The 18,303-nt window shown below is 61.6% G+C and carries 20 protein-coding genes; 16 read left to right on the forward strand and 4 right to left on the reverse strand.

Going from position 1 to position 18,303, the window contains the following annotated elements; all coding sequences use genetic code 11:
* Positions 1-2 precede the first annotated feature (2 nt).
* The 9 genes from BM118_RS34995 to BM118_RS35035 all read left to right on the forward strand — a co-directional run bounded on the left by BM118_RS34995 (position 3) and on the right by BM118_RS35035 (position 7,229).
* Entirely contained in the window at positions 3-1,400 is a 1,398-nt protein-coding gene (locus BM118_RS34995) for a carotenoid oxygenase family protein (protein ID WP_092191852.1), read from the forward strand.
* Between the two features lie 133 nt (positions 1,401-1,533).
* A complete protein-coding gene (locus BM118_RS41915) occupies positions 1,534-1,707 on the forward strand; it encodes a hypothetical protein (RefSeq protein ID WP_177234968.1) in 174 nt (57 codons plus the stop codon).
* Positions 1,708-1,783: 76 nt separating this feature from the next.
* Positions 1,784-2,359, forward strand: coding sequence for a hypothetical protein (locus BM118_RS35005; protein ID WP_092191854.1), 576 nt, complete (start codon positions 1,784-1,786; stop codon positions 2,357-2,359).
* A 12-nt stretch (positions 2,360-2,371) separates the two neighbouring features.
* Positions 2,372-2,926, forward strand: coding sequence for an inner membrane-spanning protein YciB (locus BM118_RS35010; RefSeq protein WP_092191856.1), 555 nt, complete (start codon positions 2,372-2,374; stop codon positions 2,924-2,926).
* Between the two features lie 106 nt (positions 2,927-3,032).
* Entirely contained in the window at positions 3,033-3,329 is a 297-nt protein-coding gene (locus BM118_RS35015; RefSeq protein ID WP_092191858.1) for a hypothetical protein, read from the forward strand.
* A 12-nt stretch (positions 3,330-3,341) separates the two neighbouring features.
* Entirely contained in the window at positions 3,342-4,262 is a 921-nt protein-coding gene (locus BM118_RS35020; RefSeq protein WP_092191860.1) for an SH3 domain-containing protein, read from the forward strand.
* A gap of 198 nt (positions 4,263-4,460) precedes the next feature.
* Positions 4,461-6,164 carry a sensor histidine kinase gene (locus tag BM118_RS35025; RefSeq protein ID WP_143099568.1) on the forward strand — a complete coding sequence of 568 codons (1,704 nt, stop codon included), beginning with the start codon at positions 4,461-4,463 and terminating at the stop codon, positions 6,162-6,164.
* Positions 6,164-6,631: a hypothetical protein gene (locus tag BM118_RS35030; protein ID WP_092191864.1), complete on the forward strand. Its 468-nt coding sequence runs from the start codon at positions 6,164-6,166 to the stop codon at positions 6,629-6,631. The genes BM118_RS35025 and BM118_RS35030 overlap by 1 nt, the downstream gene beginning before the upstream one ends.
* Positions 6,612-7,229, forward strand: a complete 618-nt coding sequence (locus tag BM118_RS35035) for a hypothetical protein (protein WP_143099569.1) — start codon at positions 6,612-6,614, stop codon at positions 7,227-7,229. Before BM118_RS35030 ends, BM118_RS35035 begins: the two co-directional genes overlap by 20 nt.
* A gap of 6 nt (positions 7,230-7,235) precedes the next feature.
* Here BM118_RS35035 and BM118_RS35040 read toward each other — a convergent pair whose 3' ends face one another.
* Positions 7,236-8,891, reverse strand: a complete 1,656-nt coding sequence (locus BM118_RS35040; protein WP_092191868.1) for a fumarate hydratase — start codon at positions 8,889-8,891, stop codon at positions 7,236-7,238.
* Between the two features lie 206 nt (positions 8,892-9,097).
* On the reverse strand, positions 9,098-10,621 hold the full coding sequence (locus BM118_RS35045) for a hypothetical protein (protein ID WP_092191870.1): 1,524 nt from the start codon (positions 10,619-10,621) through the stop codon (positions 9,098-9,100).
* Positions 10,622-10,904: 283 nt separating this feature from the next.
* Here BM118_RS35045 and BM118_RS35050 point away from each other — a divergent pair, with 283 nt between their 5' ends.
* The 3 genes from BM118_RS35050 to BM118_RS35060 all read left to right on the forward strand — a co-directional run bounded on the left by BM118_RS35050 (position 10,905) and on the right by BM118_RS35060 (position 12,538).
* On the forward strand, positions 10,905-11,384 hold the full coding sequence (locus BM118_RS35050; RefSeq protein WP_092191872.1) for a hypothetical protein: 480 nt from the start codon (positions 10,905-10,907) through the stop codon (positions 11,382-11,384).
* A 186-nt stretch (positions 11,385-11,570) separates the two neighbouring features.
* Complete coding sequence (locus BM118_RS41920) at positions 11,571-11,744, forward strand: hypothetical protein (RefSeq protein WP_177234969.1); 174 nt, start codon at positions 11,571-11,573, stop codon at positions 11,742-11,744.
* Between the two features lie 119 nt (positions 11,745-11,863).
* A complete protein-coding gene (locus tag BM118_RS35060) occupies positions 11,864-12,538 on the forward strand; it encodes a methyltransferase family protein (RefSeq protein WP_092191876.1) in 675 nt (224 codons plus the stop codon).
* A 308-nt stretch (positions 12,539-12,846) separates the two neighbouring features.
* Here the strand turns inward: BM118_RS35060 and BM118_RS35065 are convergent, their stop codons facing one another.
* Together BM118_RS35065 and BM118_RS35070 are read right to left on the reverse strand one after the other, a co-directional pair.
* The gene (locus BM118_RS35065; protein ID WP_092191878.1) at positions 12,847-13,554 is read right to left on the reverse strand and encodes a glutathione S-transferase; all 708 of its coding nucleotides are present in this window, start codon (positions 13,552-13,554) and stop codon (positions 12,847-12,849) included.
* 229 nt (positions 13,555-13,783) lie between these two features.
* Positions 13,784-14,458 (reverse strand): lectin, encoded by a 675-nt coding sequence (locus BM118_RS35070; RefSeq protein WP_092191880.1) that lies wholly within the window; start codon positions 14,456-14,458, stop codon positions 13,784-13,786.
* 321 nt (positions 14,459-14,779) lie between these two features.
* On the opposite strand from BM118_RS35070, the gene BM118_RS35075 reads away from it, so the two are divergent.
* From BM118_RS35075 to BM118_RS35090, 4 genes are all read left to right on the forward strand, one after another.
* Positions 14,780-15,781: an NrtA/SsuA/CpmA family ABC transporter substrate-binding protein gene (locus tag BM118_RS35075; RefSeq protein ID WP_177234970.1), complete on the forward strand. Its 1,002-nt coding sequence runs from the start codon at positions 14,780-14,782 to the stop codon at positions 15,779-15,781.
* On the forward strand, positions 15,772-16,620 hold the full coding sequence (locus BM118_RS35080) for an ABC transporter permease (protein ID WP_092191884.1): 849 nt from the start codon (positions 15,772-15,774) through the stop codon (positions 16,618-16,620). Before BM118_RS35075 ends, BM118_RS35080 begins: the two co-directional genes overlap by 10 nt.
* Positions 16,620-17,480, forward strand: a complete 861-nt coding sequence (locus BM118_RS35085; protein ID WP_177234971.1) for an ABC transporter ATP-binding protein — start codon at positions 16,620-16,622, stop codon at positions 17,478-17,480. Before BM118_RS35080 ends, BM118_RS35085 begins: the two co-directional genes overlap by 1 nt.
* A 90-nt stretch (positions 17,481-17,570) precedes the next feature.
* On the forward strand, positions 17,571-18,296 hold the full coding sequence (locus BM118_RS35090) for a Crp/Fnr family transcriptional regulator (RefSeq protein WP_177234981.1): 726 nt from the start codon (positions 17,571-17,573) through the stop codon (positions 18,294-18,296).
* The last annotated feature ends 7 nt before the right edge of the window (positions 18,297-18,303 follow it).

Here is an 18,303-nt window from a genome sequence, read left to right on the forward strand (position 1 = left end):
CCGTGCAGCAGAACGCCGTCACTGAGCGCCACAACAATATCGCGCCGATCCCGTTCGAAGCCGACGCGCCCTTCCTCAGGATCGTCGGTGAATTGCCGCGCGAGCTGAACGGCACGCTCTATCGCAACGGCCCCAACCCGCAGTTCGATGCGCCCGGCGCGCACTGGTTCGTCGGCGACGGCATGCTGCACGCCTTTCACCTCGAGAATGGCCGCGCCAGCTACCGCAACCGCTGGGTCCGCACGCCGAAATGGCTCGCCGAGCACGACGCAGGCCGCGCCTTGTTCGGCGGCTTCGGCCGCAAGCTGCCGGATGCCCCGGCTGATCTCACCGACGGCGGCGTCGCCAACACCAACATCATCTTCCATGCCGGCAAGCTGCTGGCGCTGGAAGAAGCGCATCTGCCGACCGAGATCGAGCCGGGCACGCTGGCCACGCGCGGCTATCACAACTATCAGGGCCGCGTCGCCGGCAGCTTCACGGCGCATCCGAAAGTCGATCCCGTCACCGGCGAGATGCTGTTCTTCGGCTACAACGCCGCGGGGCCGCTGACGCCTGCCCTCTCCTTCGGATCGATCGACGCATCCGGCAAGGCGACGCGCTTCGAACGTTTCGAGGCGCCCTATGCCAGCATGGTGCACGACTTCATCGTCACCGCGAACCATGTGCTGTTTCCGATCCTTCCCATCACCGGCAGCATGGAGCGCGCGATGAGCGGACGGCCGCCCTATGCCTGGGAGCCGGACAAGGGCGCCTATGTCGGCGTGATGAAGCGCAGCGGCACGGCAAAAGACATCGTCTGGTTCCGTGCTGAGGCCTGCTACGTCTTCCACGTCATGAATGCGTGGGAGGACGATGGCCGCATCATCGCCGACGTCATGCAGTTCGAGGAGGCGCCGCTGTTTCCGCATCCCGACGGCCGGCCGACCGATCCGGAAAAATCGCGCGCCCGCCATTGCCGCTGGACGTTCGATCTCTCAGGCAACACCGATCGCTTCCAGCAGACGTATCTGGACGATCTCACCGGCGAATTCCCGCGCATCGATGATCGCCGCGCCGGGCTGAAGAACCGTCACGGCTGGTACGCCTGCGCCAATCCAAGACTGCCGATGTTCGGCGCACTCTCCGGCATCGTCCATGTCGACGGCAACGGCAAACGGCTCGGCCATTATCTGCTTCCGGCCGGCGATACCATCTCCGAACCGGTGTTCGTCGAACGGTCGGGCGATGCAACCGAGGGCGACGGCTGGCTGCTCGCGGTGGTCTGGCGCGCCCGCGAGAACCGCAGCGACCTCGCCGTGTTCAATGCCACCGACATCGAGGCCGGCCCCGCCGCCTTGGTGCAACTCGGCCACCGTGTGCCGGACGGCTTTCACGGCAATTGGGTGGGAGCGGCGTAGCTCTCACCGCGTCATTCCGGGGCGCGCCACTCGGCGCGAACCCGGAATCCATTTCGCCACGTGGTCTGAAGCCCGATGGCTTCCGGGCTCGACGCTTCGCGTCGCCCCGGAATGACAGAAAGAGGAGTTTCCCATGCATATGTCCTCGGTCAACGGCCGCATCTTGCTCGTCGCCGGCTTCGTGATCGGCTGCGCGCTGCCGATCCTGTCGCGTCTGCCCTGGGCGGAATTCGCCGAAGAGGCCTCCGAGCAAGCCATTGCGGCAATTCACATTTTACAGGTCACCTATATCATTTTGACACTGTAAAGATTTCGCTTGACCCGCTTTATTGCCTCGATTATCTATCTTGACGCTGTAAAGATTGGCCTGACCGAGGCGGTCCATGACGATTTTCCTGATCCTCGCGCCCTACGGCGCCTATACGTTCCTGATGCTGGTGACGTCGGCCAAGGTCAGCGTGTTCGCGGCCTCCGCGATCTGCCTCGCCACCGTCGCGATTGATGTCGCGCAGGGCCGCTCGGTGAAGATCCTGGCTGCGGGCTCGGCGATCGTGTTCGCCGCAATCGGCCTCTACCTCGCGCTGCGCGGCCCCACGCTGGGCACGCTCGGCGTCAAGCTGTCGGTCGATGTCGGGATCTTCGTCATCTCGCTCGGCTCGATGCTGCTCCGCCGTCCTTTCACGCTGCAATATGCGGTTGAATCGGTCCCGGCCGAGACCGCGGCGATGCCCGGCTTTCTCTATGCCAATTACGTCATCACCGGCGCATGGACTGGGGCCGCGCTGCTGATGGCGGCCGCCAATCTCGTGCTGCTCTACGTCCCCGGCCTCCCCCTCTGGTCGAGCCTGGCGGTCGCCTTCGCCGCCCGCAACAGCGCGATCTACTTCACAAAATGGTATCCCGAATATCGCCAGATCAAGTACGGTACGCCGGCCGCCGCACTGCCCAACGCCCGCTGAACAGGATCGACGATGAAGGACGTATTCGCCCGCCTCGCCTCCGACTTCCTCTCCGCCATCGTCTTCCTGGTCGTCTACCTCATCACCGACAACGTCGTCCTGGCAACGTCGGTGGCGATTGCCGGTGCGATCGCGCAGGTGGTCTACGCCCGCGTCAAGGGGCAGCAGCTCAACTACATGACCTATGCGAGCCTCGCACTCGTCATCGTGCTGGGCACGGTCACGCTGCTGACCAATGATCCCCGCTTCATGCTGGCAAAGCCCTCGATCGCGCATTTCGCGATCGGCGCCATCATGCTCAAGCGCGGCTGGATGCTGCGCTACATGCCGCCGATCGTCGCCGAGACCGTTCCGGAATATGTCACCGCTGCGGGCTATGCCTGGGCGGTGCTGATGTTCGTGATCGGCGCTGGCATGATCGCGGTCGCCTCCACGGGCGATCTGAAGCTGTGGGCGTTCTACATCACGGTGGTCGCGGGCGGCGCCAAGATCCTCGCCTTTGCCGTGCAGTATGTCGTTCTGCGGCTCATCGTCACCAGCCGCCGGCGCGCCGCCGCCCGCGCCTAAATGCCTCCAATGCAGCGTTAGGCAGGCGCGCCGAGTTGGGTTATAGGCTCGCTCAGGACTGGCCGCGGATCGTCGCGGCTCGCCGGGATTTGTTCGGGAGACGGGAATGGCCGTAGACGGCAACTGGAATCTGACCACGACGACGCCCATGGGCGAGCGCCAGACGACGCTGAGCCTGAAGGCCGCGGGCAGCACGCTCACGGGCACGCAGAGTGCGGAAGGTGATACCACCGAGATTTTCGACGGCACCGTCAGCGGCGACAACGTCTCCTGGAAAGTGTCGATCGACAAACCGATGCCGCTCACGCTCGAATTCACCGGCACCGTCTCCGGCGACAGCATCAACGGCGAGATGGGCATCGGGCCGATGGGCAGCTTCCCGTTCACGGGCGCGCGGGCGTAAGGCCGCGCAGCCATGCGCGTGCTCCGTCTCATCGCGGCGGCGATGCTGTGTGTCGTGACACAAGCCGCGCGCGCGGATGACGCCGAACCGGCGTGGCGCGCAAGCGCGCTCGCCATGGTGCCGGCGGGCTTCGTGGCCGGCACCGCCTATCGGACCGATGGCTCGACCGGTTATCTCGCCGTTTATCCGGCGACGTCGAATGATCCGAAGACGCCCGCAAGCGTGTTCACCGCGCGCCAAGCGCTCGTGGTCACGCTGACGCCGGATGCGACGCGCGCGGTCTCTGCCGAGCTGCAGCCGCGCACCGGGCCGGATCCTGACAACGACGACACCGATTTCGCCAAGTTGCACGCAGAGCTCGCGGCCAAGCGCGCAACGCTCCCCGATGGCACCGAGCCCTGCGATCTCGGCGCATGGTCCATCGACAAGGATCCGAGCGGCCTCAACGTCCGTGCAGAGCCATCGGTGAAGGCGCGCGTGCTCGGCACGCTTCCGCCACCCTACCGGCTCAAGCTCGGCGGGGCCGAGAACACGCCCGAGGGCGGCTGGCTCACCGAATTCCGCATCATCGGCTTCAAGGATGGCTGGTTTCTGATCGAAGGCGCCAAGCCGCCGGGCAAGGACTACGAGGACGACAAGAAATATCCGCGTAGCGCGCCAAAGCCCTATGCCGGGCGCGGCTGGGTCGCGTCGAACAAGGTCGGCGCGAACTACGCGAATGGCTACACGCGCGCAGGCGGGCTGTTCCAGGCGCCCTTCGTGGACGCCAAATGGATGCCGGCGCAGCGCGAACTCGGCGGCCCGATTGACGGTGACGGTGGACCGAAGCGCATCTTTGCCTGCAGCGGGCTCTGGGGTCTGGTCGAGAGCGCGGACGGCGTCCGCGGCTGGTGGCGCTCGCTCTGCTCCAACCAGGTCACGAATTGCAGTTAGCAGAGACAGCTGACGCGCATTATTTGCGTCCCTCCCTGTCCGGCCTACCCGAACCAGCTCTGAGGAGCTGTACACCGCAGTGCGGTGAGAAACCCGCGTGAATCGCCCCGATTGAGCGATCTATGTTGTCTCCAGCGGCAAGAATGGACTAAGCTAGCTAAGATTGCAGCAAGAATATTATCAACCCGGAGGAGATCCGTGTTTGGAAAATTGGAGGAAATTTATACTTCGAACATTTTGACCACGACTGATTTGAAGAACGCTCTCGAAAACGCCCTCGAACTCCCCAGTTTGGAACTGACGATTTACGGGGCCGACCCCTACATTCCAGGGCGATGGTGTCTATCCCTCCCCGACCGGGACGCTATTCAGGATCGAGACTTAGTCATCGACGGTGATGAGACGCTGGTTGTTCGCGGCTTTCGCATCGTCGATTTTGCGAACTACGCGATCTTCGAAAAGCAAAAATCCACTCGTCTCGCATACAAGTCGAACGCGGAGCATGACCCGCAGTTGCTTGATCTTCTCGTCAAGACCGCCTTCGTACATCTGAGCTACAACATGATGTACCTCATCCGCTCGCGGATTATCGTACAATCGTATCGCTCCAAAGACCTCGATACGTTTTGGCATAGAGCGATAAACGACGTCATTCTGCCAATCGTGAAATGCGAGGCTGGCTCCGTCTTCATCCGGGATGATCGCAACCACCTGCTCAAGCTTCGCGGCACATCGGGACTGGAAGCTCTTTGGCGCGCCAATCGGAAGAAGCTCCAAAAGAGAGATGTCTTCTATCTCCCCGATGAACAGTCGTGGGTGGTGCAATCATTGAAAAGGCGACAATCCATCTATGAGTTCAACAACTTCTTGCCGCTTCCAAAAGGACGATATTGCGAGCGCGTCAATTCCGAGATCTGGTCCCGGGCCTACGTGCCAATGCTGATACGGTCTCATGAGGCGGCAGGACCTCTTGATCCAACATCGTCTGATGGCACCAACGAGATCGAATATCCCGCAGGTCTCCTGCGGCTGGCAAATCCAAGATTCGATACCGGCAGCAACAGCAAGAGACAATTTTCATGGCATGACAAGTTCATCATCGATTTTGTCGTCGACGTGAACACGGTTCTGACGCGAAGGTATCTCGAGCTCAGCAAAGCCCATGACGATATCGAGCAGGTTTGTCACGCCTTGGGCTCCGAAATCGCCACGATCACTCGAAACGCGGAATTCATCAGAGACAACCTGTTCGGCTCCGATGAATTTTCAGCGATCTATGACCCGTCACAGATCAAGCTCGCAGCCACTTTTAAGAACCTCGACATCGCCCTAAGCGACATCAAACTCTATGTCGACGATATTCACTTCCAGTTCGAGAAAGTTCGAAAGCTGGCGATCGATGAGGATATCCAGGGGAAGACGACCGACCGCCTCTTCTCCGACGTTCTCATGAAACTCGTGAATTCCGCGGATGCGCTTGCCCGCATCTATGGACGAAAGCGGGTTACGATAAACAACCTCAAGGAAAGCAAGTTGGATGAGCTCCCCAAAGTCGTGGGCACCTCAGCCGCATGGCTCTCCATTTTCAGGAACCTGTTCGAGAATAGCGTCAAATACGCTAGCTTGGGCGACGATCCCGACATCAAAATCACCTGGGCCGAGGTCGATGAGAAATTCGTTGTTATCGACTTCTGTGACAACGGTCCGGGAATTCCGGACGAGGAACGCGATCGCATTTTTCTGGATGGCGTGAGGGGCCGCCTCGCGATCGAGTCAGGACAGAAGGGTACGGGAATTGGTTTAGCCTATTGTCGCGAAGTGGCATCAAAGTGCGGCGGGCGCATTGAACTCGCCAAACATGCACACGGCGCCCGATTCCGCGTCTTCATGAGGAGAGGCTAGTGTCGATATACTGGATTGACGAAGATAGTCCGCAGTTTGAATTTGATCGCGAGCGCCTTCGAGCCAGAGGATCAGACGTCGACGACATTTTAGACGCGACGACCGCTTACGCGAAGCTGACCGAAACCAACCCATCCACCGTGACCGGCATGATCGTCGACGTCATGTTACGGCCCGGCCGCGATCTCGCGAGATTCTCGCCTGAAAAGTGCGATGGCACGCGGCGGGTCGGCCTCGTTCTCATTGACGAACTGAGATCTTTCTGGGGAGAGCAACTGCAGCGAAAATTCATCATCTACACATGCGCGACAGCAGAGGATATTCGGGGCGCCATTCGAATAACTCAGAAGAAATATAGCATCCCAGTTCTCCCCAAGAGCCCGGAAGTGGTGGGAGCAAAATTCGCCAAGCTCGTACTGACCTATTTCAAAACCGGAGAAATTGAGGATGAATTCATCCGACGCTAGTCACATGATAGAAATATTGATCCTCGTGGTCGCGCTGGTCACCGTGATCACGACGATAGCAATTGGAGTCTTCGCTTTTCGAGGCTGGCGAGAAACCCGGGAAATGATGCGCCGTGTCGAGAACGGCGAAAAGAAGGTCGCAGAGCTGCGACAGACGCTTCGCTCTTATTCCATCGTCGTCGATCTCGTATTGGTGAAGACCTCCTTGATTCGTAAATTGATCGCAGGAGACAGAATGCAGCAATATCTCCTGACGCTCGACCCCCGGATCGCCCGTGACGAACTTGGCGAAGACATGGATGCACGGGAGAGCTTCAAGGAATTAGTGTCGCGCTTAAATGAGATAGAGTGGCTTCTCGCCAAGAACGATCACGAACACCGCCTCTTTTCATCCGACACGACCGATGTCGGGCTGGCGATCGAAGCACTCATTCAAAACTACGGAGACGGCGGCACAGTCGAAATGTTCGACAAGCTTGCCCGTCTGTCCAAGGAAGACGAGCGTCGTTACCAGCGAGCAAGATCACAACTCCTGGAGCGAATGACCCGAGTCAATGGAGTTCACCGCCTTCACCCCTCCAGCGCCTGGACCGGCTAAGCCTGCTCAGCCCAAATTCAACTCCTTGAAGAAGTCGTTCCCCTTGTCGTCGATGATGATGAACGCCGGGAAGTCGACGACTTCGATGCGCCAGATCGCTTCCATGCCGAGCTCGGGATATTCGAGCACCTCGACCTTCTTGATGCAGTGCTCGGCGAGGTTCGCCGCGGCGCCGCCGATCGAACCGAGATAGAAGCCGCCATATTTCTTGCAGGCCTCGCGCACGGCCGGCGCGCGGTTGCCCTTGGCCACCATCACCATCGAGCCGCCCGCGGCCTGGAACTGGTCGACGAAGGAATCCATGCGGCCCGCGGTGGTCGGACCGAACGCACCGGAGGCGTAGCCCTCCGGCGTCTTGGCGGGACCGGCGTAATAGACCGGGTGGTTCTTGAAATAATCCGGCAGCGGCTCGCCCTTCTCCAGCCGCTCGCGCAGCTTGGCATGGGCGCTATCGCGCGCGACGATCATGGTGCCGGTCATCGAGACCCGGGTCTTGATCGGGTATTTCGAGAACGTCGCCAGGATGTCCTTCATCGGCTGGTTGAGGTCGATCTTGACGACCTCGCCGCCGAGCGACTGCTCCACCTGCGGCAGATACTGCGCCGGGTTGTGCTCGAGCTCCTCGAGATAGATGCCGTCCCTGGTGATCTTGCCGAGCACCTGGCGGTCGGCCGAGCAGGACACGCCCAGGCCGATCGGCAGCGAGGCGCCATGACGCGGCATGCGGATCACGCGCACGTCGTGGCAGAAATATTTGCCGCCGAACTGCGCGCCGACGCCGAGCGACTGCGTCATCTTGTGGATCTCTTTCTCCATCTCGACATCGCGGAAGGCGTTGCCGTCGGGCGAGCCGTGGGTCGGCAGTGCGTCGAGATAGCGGGCGGAGGCGAGCTTCACCGTCTTCATGCAGAGCTCGGCCGAGGTGCCGCCGATCACGATGGCGAGGTGATAGGGCGGGCACGCCGCGGTGCCCAGGGTGAGGATCTTCTCCTTCAGGAACGCGAGCAGCCGGTCCTTGGTCAGCACCGAGGGCGTCGCCTGGAACAGGAAGCTCTTGTTGGCGCTGCCGCCGCCCTTCGCCATGAACATGAACTTGTAGGCGTCATCGCCCTCGGCGTAGATCTCGCACTGCGCCGGCATGTTGTTGGCGGTGTTCTTCTCCTCGTACATCGACAGGGGCGCGACCTGCGAGTAGCGCAGGTTGCGGCGCAGGTAAGCATCACGCGCGCCTTCCGACAGCGCCGCCTCGTCGTCACCGTCGGTGATGACGTTACAGCCCTTCTTGCCCATGATGATCGCGGTGCCGGTGTCCTGGCACATCGGCAGCACGCCGCCGGCGGCGATGTTGGCGTTCTTCAGGAAGTCGAGCGCGACGAACTTGTCGTTGGGGCTCGCCTCGCCGTCCTCCAGGATCGCGCGGAGCTGCTTCAGATGGCCGGGGCGCAAATAATGGTTGATGTCGCCGAAAGCCGCTTCCGACAGCGCCCGCAGCGCCTCGCGCGACACCACCAGCATGTCTTTCCCCAGGACCTTCTCGACCCTGATACCCTCGGACGAAATCTTCCTGTAGGGCGTCTCGTCCTTGCCCAGCGGGAACAGCGGGGTGTGCTTGTAGGGCGGAACGGGCTTTGCGGGGTCGGGGAAGGCGGTGGGAGCGTTCATGGTCTGGTCTCGGGGTTTGGGACCGGGACGGCCGTGGCAGCCATCCCAGAATAGAGCCGTTCTAAGCACTTTTGAGCCAAAGGGAAGGTCCCGATCCCGCGAAAATTGGCCCAGCCTTTCGTGCTTTGCCGGCGTCGCCACGACTGATAACCGAGCCGGCGCCCTCCCGCGCGGCTCGGTTCTTCATCCTGACAGTATCGGCGCAGCTATGTCTTCGGTTTCTCTACGGTGAACCCGTTGCAGTCATAATCAAATGATGGGTTGCTGAGCACCGATGTCACGTACTTTCGATTAAAGGACACGATGAAAGTCGTGATGATCCGATCCTTGAACAACGGACGAAGAACAAGGGCCTTATCTACGGTAGTACTGGTAGCGTCACTTGGCGCGTTGAAAACAAGAAGCATCACCGGCGAACCGTCGAGTCCCTTGTCGGTAGCATCCGTCGTCGCCGCATAGCACCCGAAACGGATGTACCCTTTGCTGGTCAGGTCTTCGATGGCCTTGAACCTGTCCATCGGGTCGACAGATTCCGTGATCTTGAAATCTGCTGTCTTGTCGATGATCGACACATTCGCCGCGAGGTACTTGGAAAGCGTTGCGATTGCCGATGGCGGCTTTGGGGTATTCCGCGCGTATTGTGCAAGCGCAGTCACCGTTTGATCAAAGCGAGTGTGAATGGCATCGAATTCGGGCTGCGAAGGGCCGGAACTCTCAGGCAGCACGTTCTCCATGACGGCCTGATCGAACCTGAGCTCAGTGGGAAAACTGATCCACACCGAGTCCGGAAATTTAGTCGCCGCGGGTGCATAGTCGAGCGTCAGGCATTTCAGGATATCGTTCCGCGCGAGGCCCACTCGCGCGCCCAGGGCGATCAGCGCGTAGGCGATGTCCTCGCGAGCCGTGAACGAACTTTGCGTCAATCCCCCTCGAACGGCTCGACAACTTTTATCGAGATTTGTCGTGTCGATCTTTTCGGGAGCCGCGTTGATCTTGTCGCGAAAATCGACCCGAAACACCGAATTTTCGTCGAGCACGATAGAGGGAACAGGGCGGACGGTCACGGTCACCGACGTATAGTTGGTTGTAATCTCATAGGTACCAACTCGAAGACCATCGATAATCTTGGTGCTGTTCACACCGCGATTGAGAGCCGCGAGAATGTTTTGAAACGGCGTCACCAGCGATTGGACATTTGACATCTTCGTTGAAACGATTGCAGGAAGCGGATCGCCGGTGAAGAGAGAGAACAATGGTGTAGCGATCGCGGCGAGATTGCTCAGCACTGTGCCTGCCGGTGAACTTGCGAAATCGTCGAGAATATTGATCGCGCCTACAAGATAATAGCGCTTTCCTCCCGCCAGCAGAAAATGGTGATCGCAATCCGTGCGATCGACAAATGTCGTCGCCTTGTCGACAGAAAAGACCTGCACGGCTGCCAGCGTCGCGTCCGGCAATTTATCCCCTCCGGCGGCCGACGTAGGCGGTGCAGTGGAAATCAGCACCATATGCGTTCGAGTATTTGTGAAAAAGATATTGCGATCGATCGCATCTTCCAAATTACCGGTCTTCTTGCATTTGATATCGACCGCATAGATCTTGCCATCGAGAAGCGGCCCCTTCGTTACCTTGGGGGTGACATTCATCGGAATAAATGATTGAGCCGAACTGGGCTGCGGGAGCCAGGCTGCCATCCAGAACGAAACGATCAGAAACAAGGTTGCGCGCATCTATATCCCCAAAAAACGTCAAAAAACAACCCAGGGTGATGCAGCCTGAGATACACGTCAAGCGCGAACTAATGCCATTGACGGCCCGGCGACCGCTTCCGAAGTACCCAAAGCCTGCACGTCTGCGACTGCGGAATCGCCACTTGACGTAGATCGGCGGGTATAACAGAGCTCGTCGCACGGGACAGACCGCATTGAAAGCACGTGGAAAAATGCTCTGGCTGCCACCTTGCACTTTGCGCCCTCCAACGCTTCAATGTGGCATTGAAGGGGCTCTCTCATCATGACTTTGAAACCGAACGTCCGCGGCGCGATCCTGGTCGCCGCCGCCATCACCGGCCTTGTGACCCTCGCCTCGCCTGCCCGCGCGGACCAGTGCGACGACATCGCAAAGCAGCTTGCGAGCGGCATCGACAAACTGAAGGTCAACTTCAAGGCCGCCAATATCATCTACCTCACCCACCCCGCGGCGAAGGAGCTCTCGCTCGGCTGCCGCACGCAGGGACAGAACTATTCCAACGAGCTCTATGCCAAGGGCGACCGCAAGCCGACGCCGCAGTTCTATGACCTCGTCGCGTCCGCGGCCGCGATCATCTTCACGGTGCCGAAGGACGACACCGCGAAGGGCGCGACGCGCTGCCTGAAGCGCATGGGCCTGCTCCGCGGCGACAAGGTGTCGATGCGCTTCAAGCGCCTCAACATGGACTGCTCGCGCACCAAGACGGAAGCCTCGATCGCGATCACGCGTCCGAAGGACGAGTAGGGGCATCTCCACTCTTGCCGCAGGCGCGTCCTACGCGCGTCGTAACGCCGCCCGTCACAAACTCCGTCATTGCGAGCGCAGCCTCCTCCCACCGTACCAGATCCCTCGCATTTTAACGATTGGCTTGAAGGAAACTTCGCTCCTCGCAGGGCAGACTCAATTGTTTCCATGTGTGAGGATTTGTGGATGAGCGTTTCTACCGTTGCGCCGCCGCCGATCGCGATCGTGGTCCCGAGCTACGACACGACCAAGCAGCAGGACGATCAGGCCAAGACTAAAGATACCGACCCGACCTACAAGCCGCAGCCGCCCGCGCCGCTGCCGCCGGGCCAGGGCACGCGGATCGATCAGCTCGCCTGATCGGACCGTTCCCAGTGAAGTGAGCGCCCGATCCGGTTGATCGGGCTTTTCGCGTGTCCGGCCGCATCTTCGCCGGATAACAGGGCCAGTATCGTGCGCGGCTCTCCCGGAACCTGCGCATGATCGCAAAACTGCTGTTGCAGAACACGATCACCACCATCGCAATGGGCGCGCTGTTGTTCGCGTCCGCGGGCACGCTGCATTGGCCGTCCGCCTGGGTGTTTCTGATCATTTGCATCCTGCTCGGCCCGCTCTGCGGCTGGTGGCTCTACCGGATCGACCCGGCGCTGCTGGCCGAACGCCTGCGGCCGGTCCTGCAGAGGGGGCAGCCCGCTGCCGACAAGGCTTTCATGATCGTCTTCGTCATTGCGATGCTGGCCTGGCTGGCCGCGATGGGGCTCGACCAGCGCACGCTATCCTCCGACATGCCGGTTGCGGTGCAGGTGCTCGGCTTCGCGCTGTTCGTGCTCTCGACGCTGTTCATCCTCTGGGTATTCCGCGAGAACTCGTTCGCCGCGCCGGTGGTGAAGCTGCAAGCCGAGCGCGCGCAGCACGTGATCTCGACAGGGCCCTACGCGCATGTGCGCCATCCCATGTACAGCGGCATGATCCTGTTCTTCGCCGGCGTGCCGCTGCTGCTGGGCTCGTGGTGGGGCCTTGCGATGGTGCCGCTCTTCCTCGTGCTGTTCGCGGTCAGAATCCGCATCGAGGAGCGCACGCTGCGCGAGGGTCTGCCGGGCTATTCCGACTATGCGGCGCGGGTGCGCTACCGTCTGCTGCCCGGCGTGTGGTGAGCGCGCATCACCGTCCCGTGCAAAGGTCGAAACTCCTAGGAAAGCGCCTGCCCTCCTCCGATCGACTGACGTCGCCACAGCCGAACCCCGCTAGAGGGAGCCCACGTGAACGGGAGACGCGACGATGTTCTGCAAGCCCCCCCCTGCCCTGACGAGCATGACCTCGCTCCCGTCGCCGATGCTTCAAACGATCGATCTGGTCCGGAGCGTTCACGGACGCTCGGGAGCCACGACGCGTTCGGGCGATTGATCGCGCCCGAAACGGCCGGTCCGGAACGGGGGCTGCCGCCAGCTTCCGTCCGGACCGGCTAATGATCGAGTTCCTTGTAGCGGCGGAAGATGCCCTGCTCGTTGAAGGCAATGCGACGCTCGCTCGCAAGATAGGCCTTGATGTTCGGCCGCGCGGCAACGCGGTCATGCAGGCCGACGAGGCCTGGGATGTCTGCCTCGAACACCTTCATGCGCCTGGGAAACGCGTAGCGCAGCCCGGCGACGATCTGGAACAGCGAGAGGTCGACATAGGTCAGCCGGCGGCCGGTGACGTAAGTGCCGCCATTGCCGGCGAGCAGCTGTTCGAAATAGCCGAGATATTTCGGCACGCGCTCGCTCCAGAACTCGGCCGTGCGCTTCTTCGCTGCGGGCCGCGCGTCCTCGTAATAGAGCGAGGGCCCAAGTGGATGATGGGTGTCGTGGATCTCGACCACGAAGTCGGTGATGGTGAGTTGGAGCTGGTGCACCCAGAGCCGGCCCGCCTCCGTCTTCGGCGCAAGGGCGTGGCGGGCGCCGAGATAGAGCAGGATGTTGGCGGTCTGGCCGATGACGAGCTTGCCCGCTTTCAGGAACGGCGGCGTGAAGGGCGGCGTGCCCTTGTCCGCATCCATCATCTTCATCATCGCAGCTGTTCCGTGCGGGCCGCGCGCGACATCGACGTAAGCCGCACCCGCCTCCTCCAGCGCCAGCCGCACATATTCGCCGCGGCCCTGAATCTCGGGCCAGTAGTAGAGTTCGTATTTCATGGGAGGGGTCCGTGAGGGTGGAAGCAACGGAACCAGTGTAGCATGTGGCGCAACGTCCCGTCAGGGTGGAACGGAATGGCGCGCCACATACTCCGTCATTGCGAGCGCAGCGAAGCAATCCAGAAGTGCCTCTACGGAAAGGCTCTGGATTGCTTCGTCGCATCAGCGCAAAATTGCTTTGCAATTTTGTCGCGAGCTCCTCGCAATGACGAGGAGAGAGCTCAGCGCCTCAATTCGCCGCAAAGCAATACAGCAGCCCGTCGCCACCCGTGCTCTTCAAGTCGGCCTGCGAGCAGCCGCCATCGGGACCGCGCGAGGGATGCGAGCTGTTCCACGATTTCGACGGCTCGTCGTCGCGCAGGCCCCGCCGGTCGGCATGGCCGACCACCGCAGTACCTTGTGTGCTCGACGACCAGTTCTTGCAGGTCTTGTCGTCGCCGGCGGCAAATGCGGTGCCGTCGGGTTGCGTCCCCGTGAGGATGTCGTGGCGGTTCGGCGTATCGCCGGCTCCGTTGTTGACCTCGCCCTTCTCGCTGAGCGCCGTCTGCTTGGTCAGGTTGTTGGTGGGGCCATGCAGATCCGCAACGTCCTTGGCGATGACCGCGCCCTTCGCATTCTGCCACGGCCCCTTGCCGATGCGGTCGCGCGCGTTGACGGCCGGCTTGCCGTCGGCGGCCTGGGTCGAGAGATAGGCGCGCCAAGTTTTGGCGCCGGCGCCGGCCGATTGCGCGAGCTTCTGGCAGTGGGCGTCGGCACCGTCGAGACCGCCAAGATCGGCTCCCTTGCCCGGCCCGCTCGAAGTCACAAAAAAGGTCATGTCGGCTGACTGCGCCCGCACCGACGGACTTGCGAAGACCGCGAGCGCAGCGCCTGCTGGCACGATGACCCTGGCAAGAATGCTCATCCTATCCTCCCGATTGGTCCTGCGATTGCTCCCCACTGGCCCGCCGCTGATCTGCTGACATGAACCCGTCACAGCGGACATTATTCCGGCGGCCACCCGCCGCACGCGCGTCACCTCGAGCGGCGGCGCGGGACCGTCGCCCCGAGGGCCGTGTCGATTAATTGCTTCCCGGGACCGTAGCGCCGGGTGAGCATACCAATACGGGACGATCCTCAAGCGATTGCCCAGGGGAGGACGCGGGAGGCCGTTGCGGAGCCGTTCAGGGCGGCATCCGCGATCACATCGGGGCTGCCGCCGGGCGCGGCGCGAGGGGAGATCGTCATGCACTGGAACACCGTCCGCCCAATTGCGGCAATTGCCGGCTATGCCGCGCTTTGCTGCCTTGCCATCGGTCCGGGCTGCGCCTCGGCCGCGGAATTGCTCAAAGCCCGGCTTGCGCAAAACCTCGGACCGATTTCCGGCCTTGCGATCGTCGCCAAATCGAAGGGGATTTTCGAAAAGAACGGACTGGACATCACGGTCTCGAACTTCACGTCCGGCAAGCAGTGCCTGGACACCGTGATCGGGGGCGGCGCCGACATCGCGACGACGGCAGAAGCGCCGGTCACAGCTTCAGCGATGGCAAACCAGCCCATCGCCTTCGTCGCCGGCATGGAATATTCCGACCTCAAGACGGTCGTCGCGGCCAAGGCCGGCGTCAAGACCAAGGCAGACCTGCGCGGCAAGCGAATCGGATTCACGGCCGGCACCGGCAGTGAGGTCTACACGGCGACCTTGCTGAAGTCGGCGGGATTGACTGCCAAGGATGTCACCCTCGTCAATCTGCGGCCGCAGGAAATGCTGCCGGCACTTGCAGCAGGCAGCATCGACGCGATCGACACTTGGGAACCCCACATCGCCAACGCGAAGAAGGCCCTGGGCGAAGCCGTCGCCGAGCTCGATACAACGGGCACTTACTCGGAAACGTTCAACATCGTCGTCATGAGGACCTATCTGGATGCCAACCCTGCGGTGGTCGAGAAGTTCATCGCCGCACTGATCGACGCCGAGGTCTGGATGAAGGCACACCAGGATGAAGCGATCACGGTCGTGGCGGACGCGGTCGGCATGAAGCGGGACGACCTCGCTCCCATCTGGGCCGATTATGTCTACCGGGTGCGTCTCGACGACCGGCTGATCGAGATTCTCAAGACCCACTCCGCATGGCGCCTCGAGAGCGGCAACCATCCTCCGGGAGCGGCGATGCCCGACTTCAGCAAGGTCGTCGTCGCCGAGCCGCTGAAGAAGGTCGACCCCGCACGCGTCACCCTCTCGTGGAAATAGGCACCCGCACAGCCATGCAGGATGGCACTTCAGCACGACCGGAGATTGCTCTCCGCACCGGCGGTCGCGGTCGGCGGCCGGATTCAGCCCGTCTTCGCCGCCTCAATATTCTGGTCGGGGCGCTTTCGCTTCCCCTGTTCGTCGGCCTCTGGGAGCTGGTCTCCCGTTCCGGGGCCGTCAACATGGTGCTGTTTCCGCCGCCGACGGTGGTTGCTGCGGCGGTCCTTGAGTGGATACGAAGCGGACAGTTCCTTGGCGATCTGCTGGCCAGCCTCTTTCGCGTCACCACGGGGTTCATCATAGGCGGCGTGCTCGGCATCCTGCTCGGTATCCTCACCGGCCAATTCCCTGTTATTTCGAGCTTGCTGTCCCCGCTATTCCATATCCTCCGGCCAATTCCGCCGATTGCTTTCGTGCCGATCGTCATCCTCTGGTTCGGCCTGTCGGAGGCGGGAAAGCTGTTCCTCGTCGTATGGGGCGTGTTCTTCACGGTTTGGCTTTCGACCCACATCGGCGTGCAGAAGGTCGACCGTGGCCTGATTCGGGCGGCGTTGATGCTCGGCACGCCCCGGCGGCAGATGCTCCAGGAGATCGTGCTGCTGGGCGCGCTTCCCTACATCGTGGTCGGGTTGCGCACCGCCGTCAGCATCTCCTTTTACACGCTTGTCGCGGCCGAACTCGCGGGCACTTTCGCCGGCATCGTCTACAGGATCGAGATTGCGCAGCAGAATTTGCAAACGGGCCAGGTCATGGGCGGGCTCGCAGCGCTCGGGTTGATTTCGTTCATTGCCGACCGGCTGTTTTCGGCCCTTGCGGAACGTACTGTCTGGTGGCGTTGATGTCGGGACCTCGATCGATCACGAAACTGGCTCTGGCAAGTTCGTCTGCCTCCGTCGAATCGGCGCGGAAACAACCGGCCATTCAAGTCTCAAACCTGAGCATCGTTTTTGACGCCAACCGCGGGCAGACCATCGCGGTGGATCGCGTTTCCTTTGACGTGGCACCTGGCGAGTTCGTTTGCATCGCCGGGCCGTCTGGCTGTGGCAAGTCGACGTTGCTCAATACCATCGCCGGATTGGAAGTGCCGTTTGAAGGCGACATCCTGATAGAAGGCTCGCGTATCTACAGCCCGCGACCCGATGTCGGCATGGTGTTCCAGCAGCCGCATCTTTTCCCCTGGAAGTCTGTCCGCAGGAACATCGCCCACGGCCCCAGGATGCTTGGGAAGTCCACGACGGAAGCGAATGCCATCGCCGACGATCTGATCGCGATGGTCGGTCTCAAGCGTTTCGCCGACGCCTATCCGAACACGCTGTCCGGCGGCATGCAACAGCGCGTGGCGATCGCGCGAGCGTTGGCCAATCAGCCCCGCGTGCTGCTGATGGACGAGCCCTTCGGGGCCCTCGACGCGCAGACCCGGGCGGTGATGCAGGACAATCTGCTGGAGCTGCGCGACCGGATCAAGGCGACGATCGTGTTCGTCACCCATGACATCGATGAAGCCATCGTGCTGGCTGACCGCGTTCTCATCATGAGCGCGGGACCCGGCCGCATCCTGCGCGAAGTCGCGGTCAAGCTGCCGCGCCCGAGGTCGAGTTCTGTCATGGTCGAGCCAACCTATCTTTCCCTCAAGAAGGATTGTCTCGACGTCATCCGCGCTGAAGGGCTGCGCGCGTTCAATCAATCGGACGCAAGCTGATCGCCCAGAACTCGGAAATCGAGAGGCGGCCCGCAGTGCGCTGGCATGGTTCTTGAATAATCGATGCCGGGTCTCACAGTGGAGCCGGCGATGCACAGAGCGAATAGCGCGATAGCGGCAGGCGTGATGCTGGCTGAGTCGGACAATCTCGTGAGGCCGCTGCCCGGCTTGCTGGACGGTCTCAACCGGGCTGATTGCAATCGGTTGCGTGCGATCGGACGCGAGAAGGCCCTGGAAGCCGGCCAACTGGTTTGGTCTCAGGGCGACACACAGGCCGGGATCTACCTGATCAGCGAGGGGCGCATACGCAGCTACTATGCGGCGCCGTCGGGGCGCGAGGTCACGCTCGCCTACTGGTTTCCCGGCAACTTCGTCGGCGGCCCCGATATATTCGGAACGGGCCCGCACATGTGGTCATCGGTTGCGGCCGAACGCAGCCTGTTGACGTTCATGCCCGGACTGGCGCTGCGGCGGCTTGCGCTGGAATCGCCGGCGATCGCCGTCGCCTTGCTGGATGCCCTGGCATTCAAGGCGCGATGCTATTCGGCGATGGCCCAGATGCTCGGGACGCGCTCGGTGACCGAGCGGCTGCATAGCCTGTTGATCTTTCTGTCGCACGTCTACGGCGTGAAGCGCGGCTCCGAGATCGTCGTCGGCATGCCGTTTACCCACGGTGATCTCGCCAATCTCATTGGATCCACCCGCCAATGGGTGACAGTGCAACTCGCGCGGCTCCAGGACGAAGGCGTGATCCGGTACGACAGATCCGTGATTTCGATCCTGGATCTTTCGACGCTCGGACAGCAGGCGGAATAATATCCGC

The sequence above is a fragment of the Bradyrhizobium sp. cf659 genome (assembly GCF_900113725.1).
Lineage (GTDB): Bacteria > Pseudomonadota > Alphaproteobacteria > Rhizobiales > Xanthobacteraceae > Bradyrhizobium.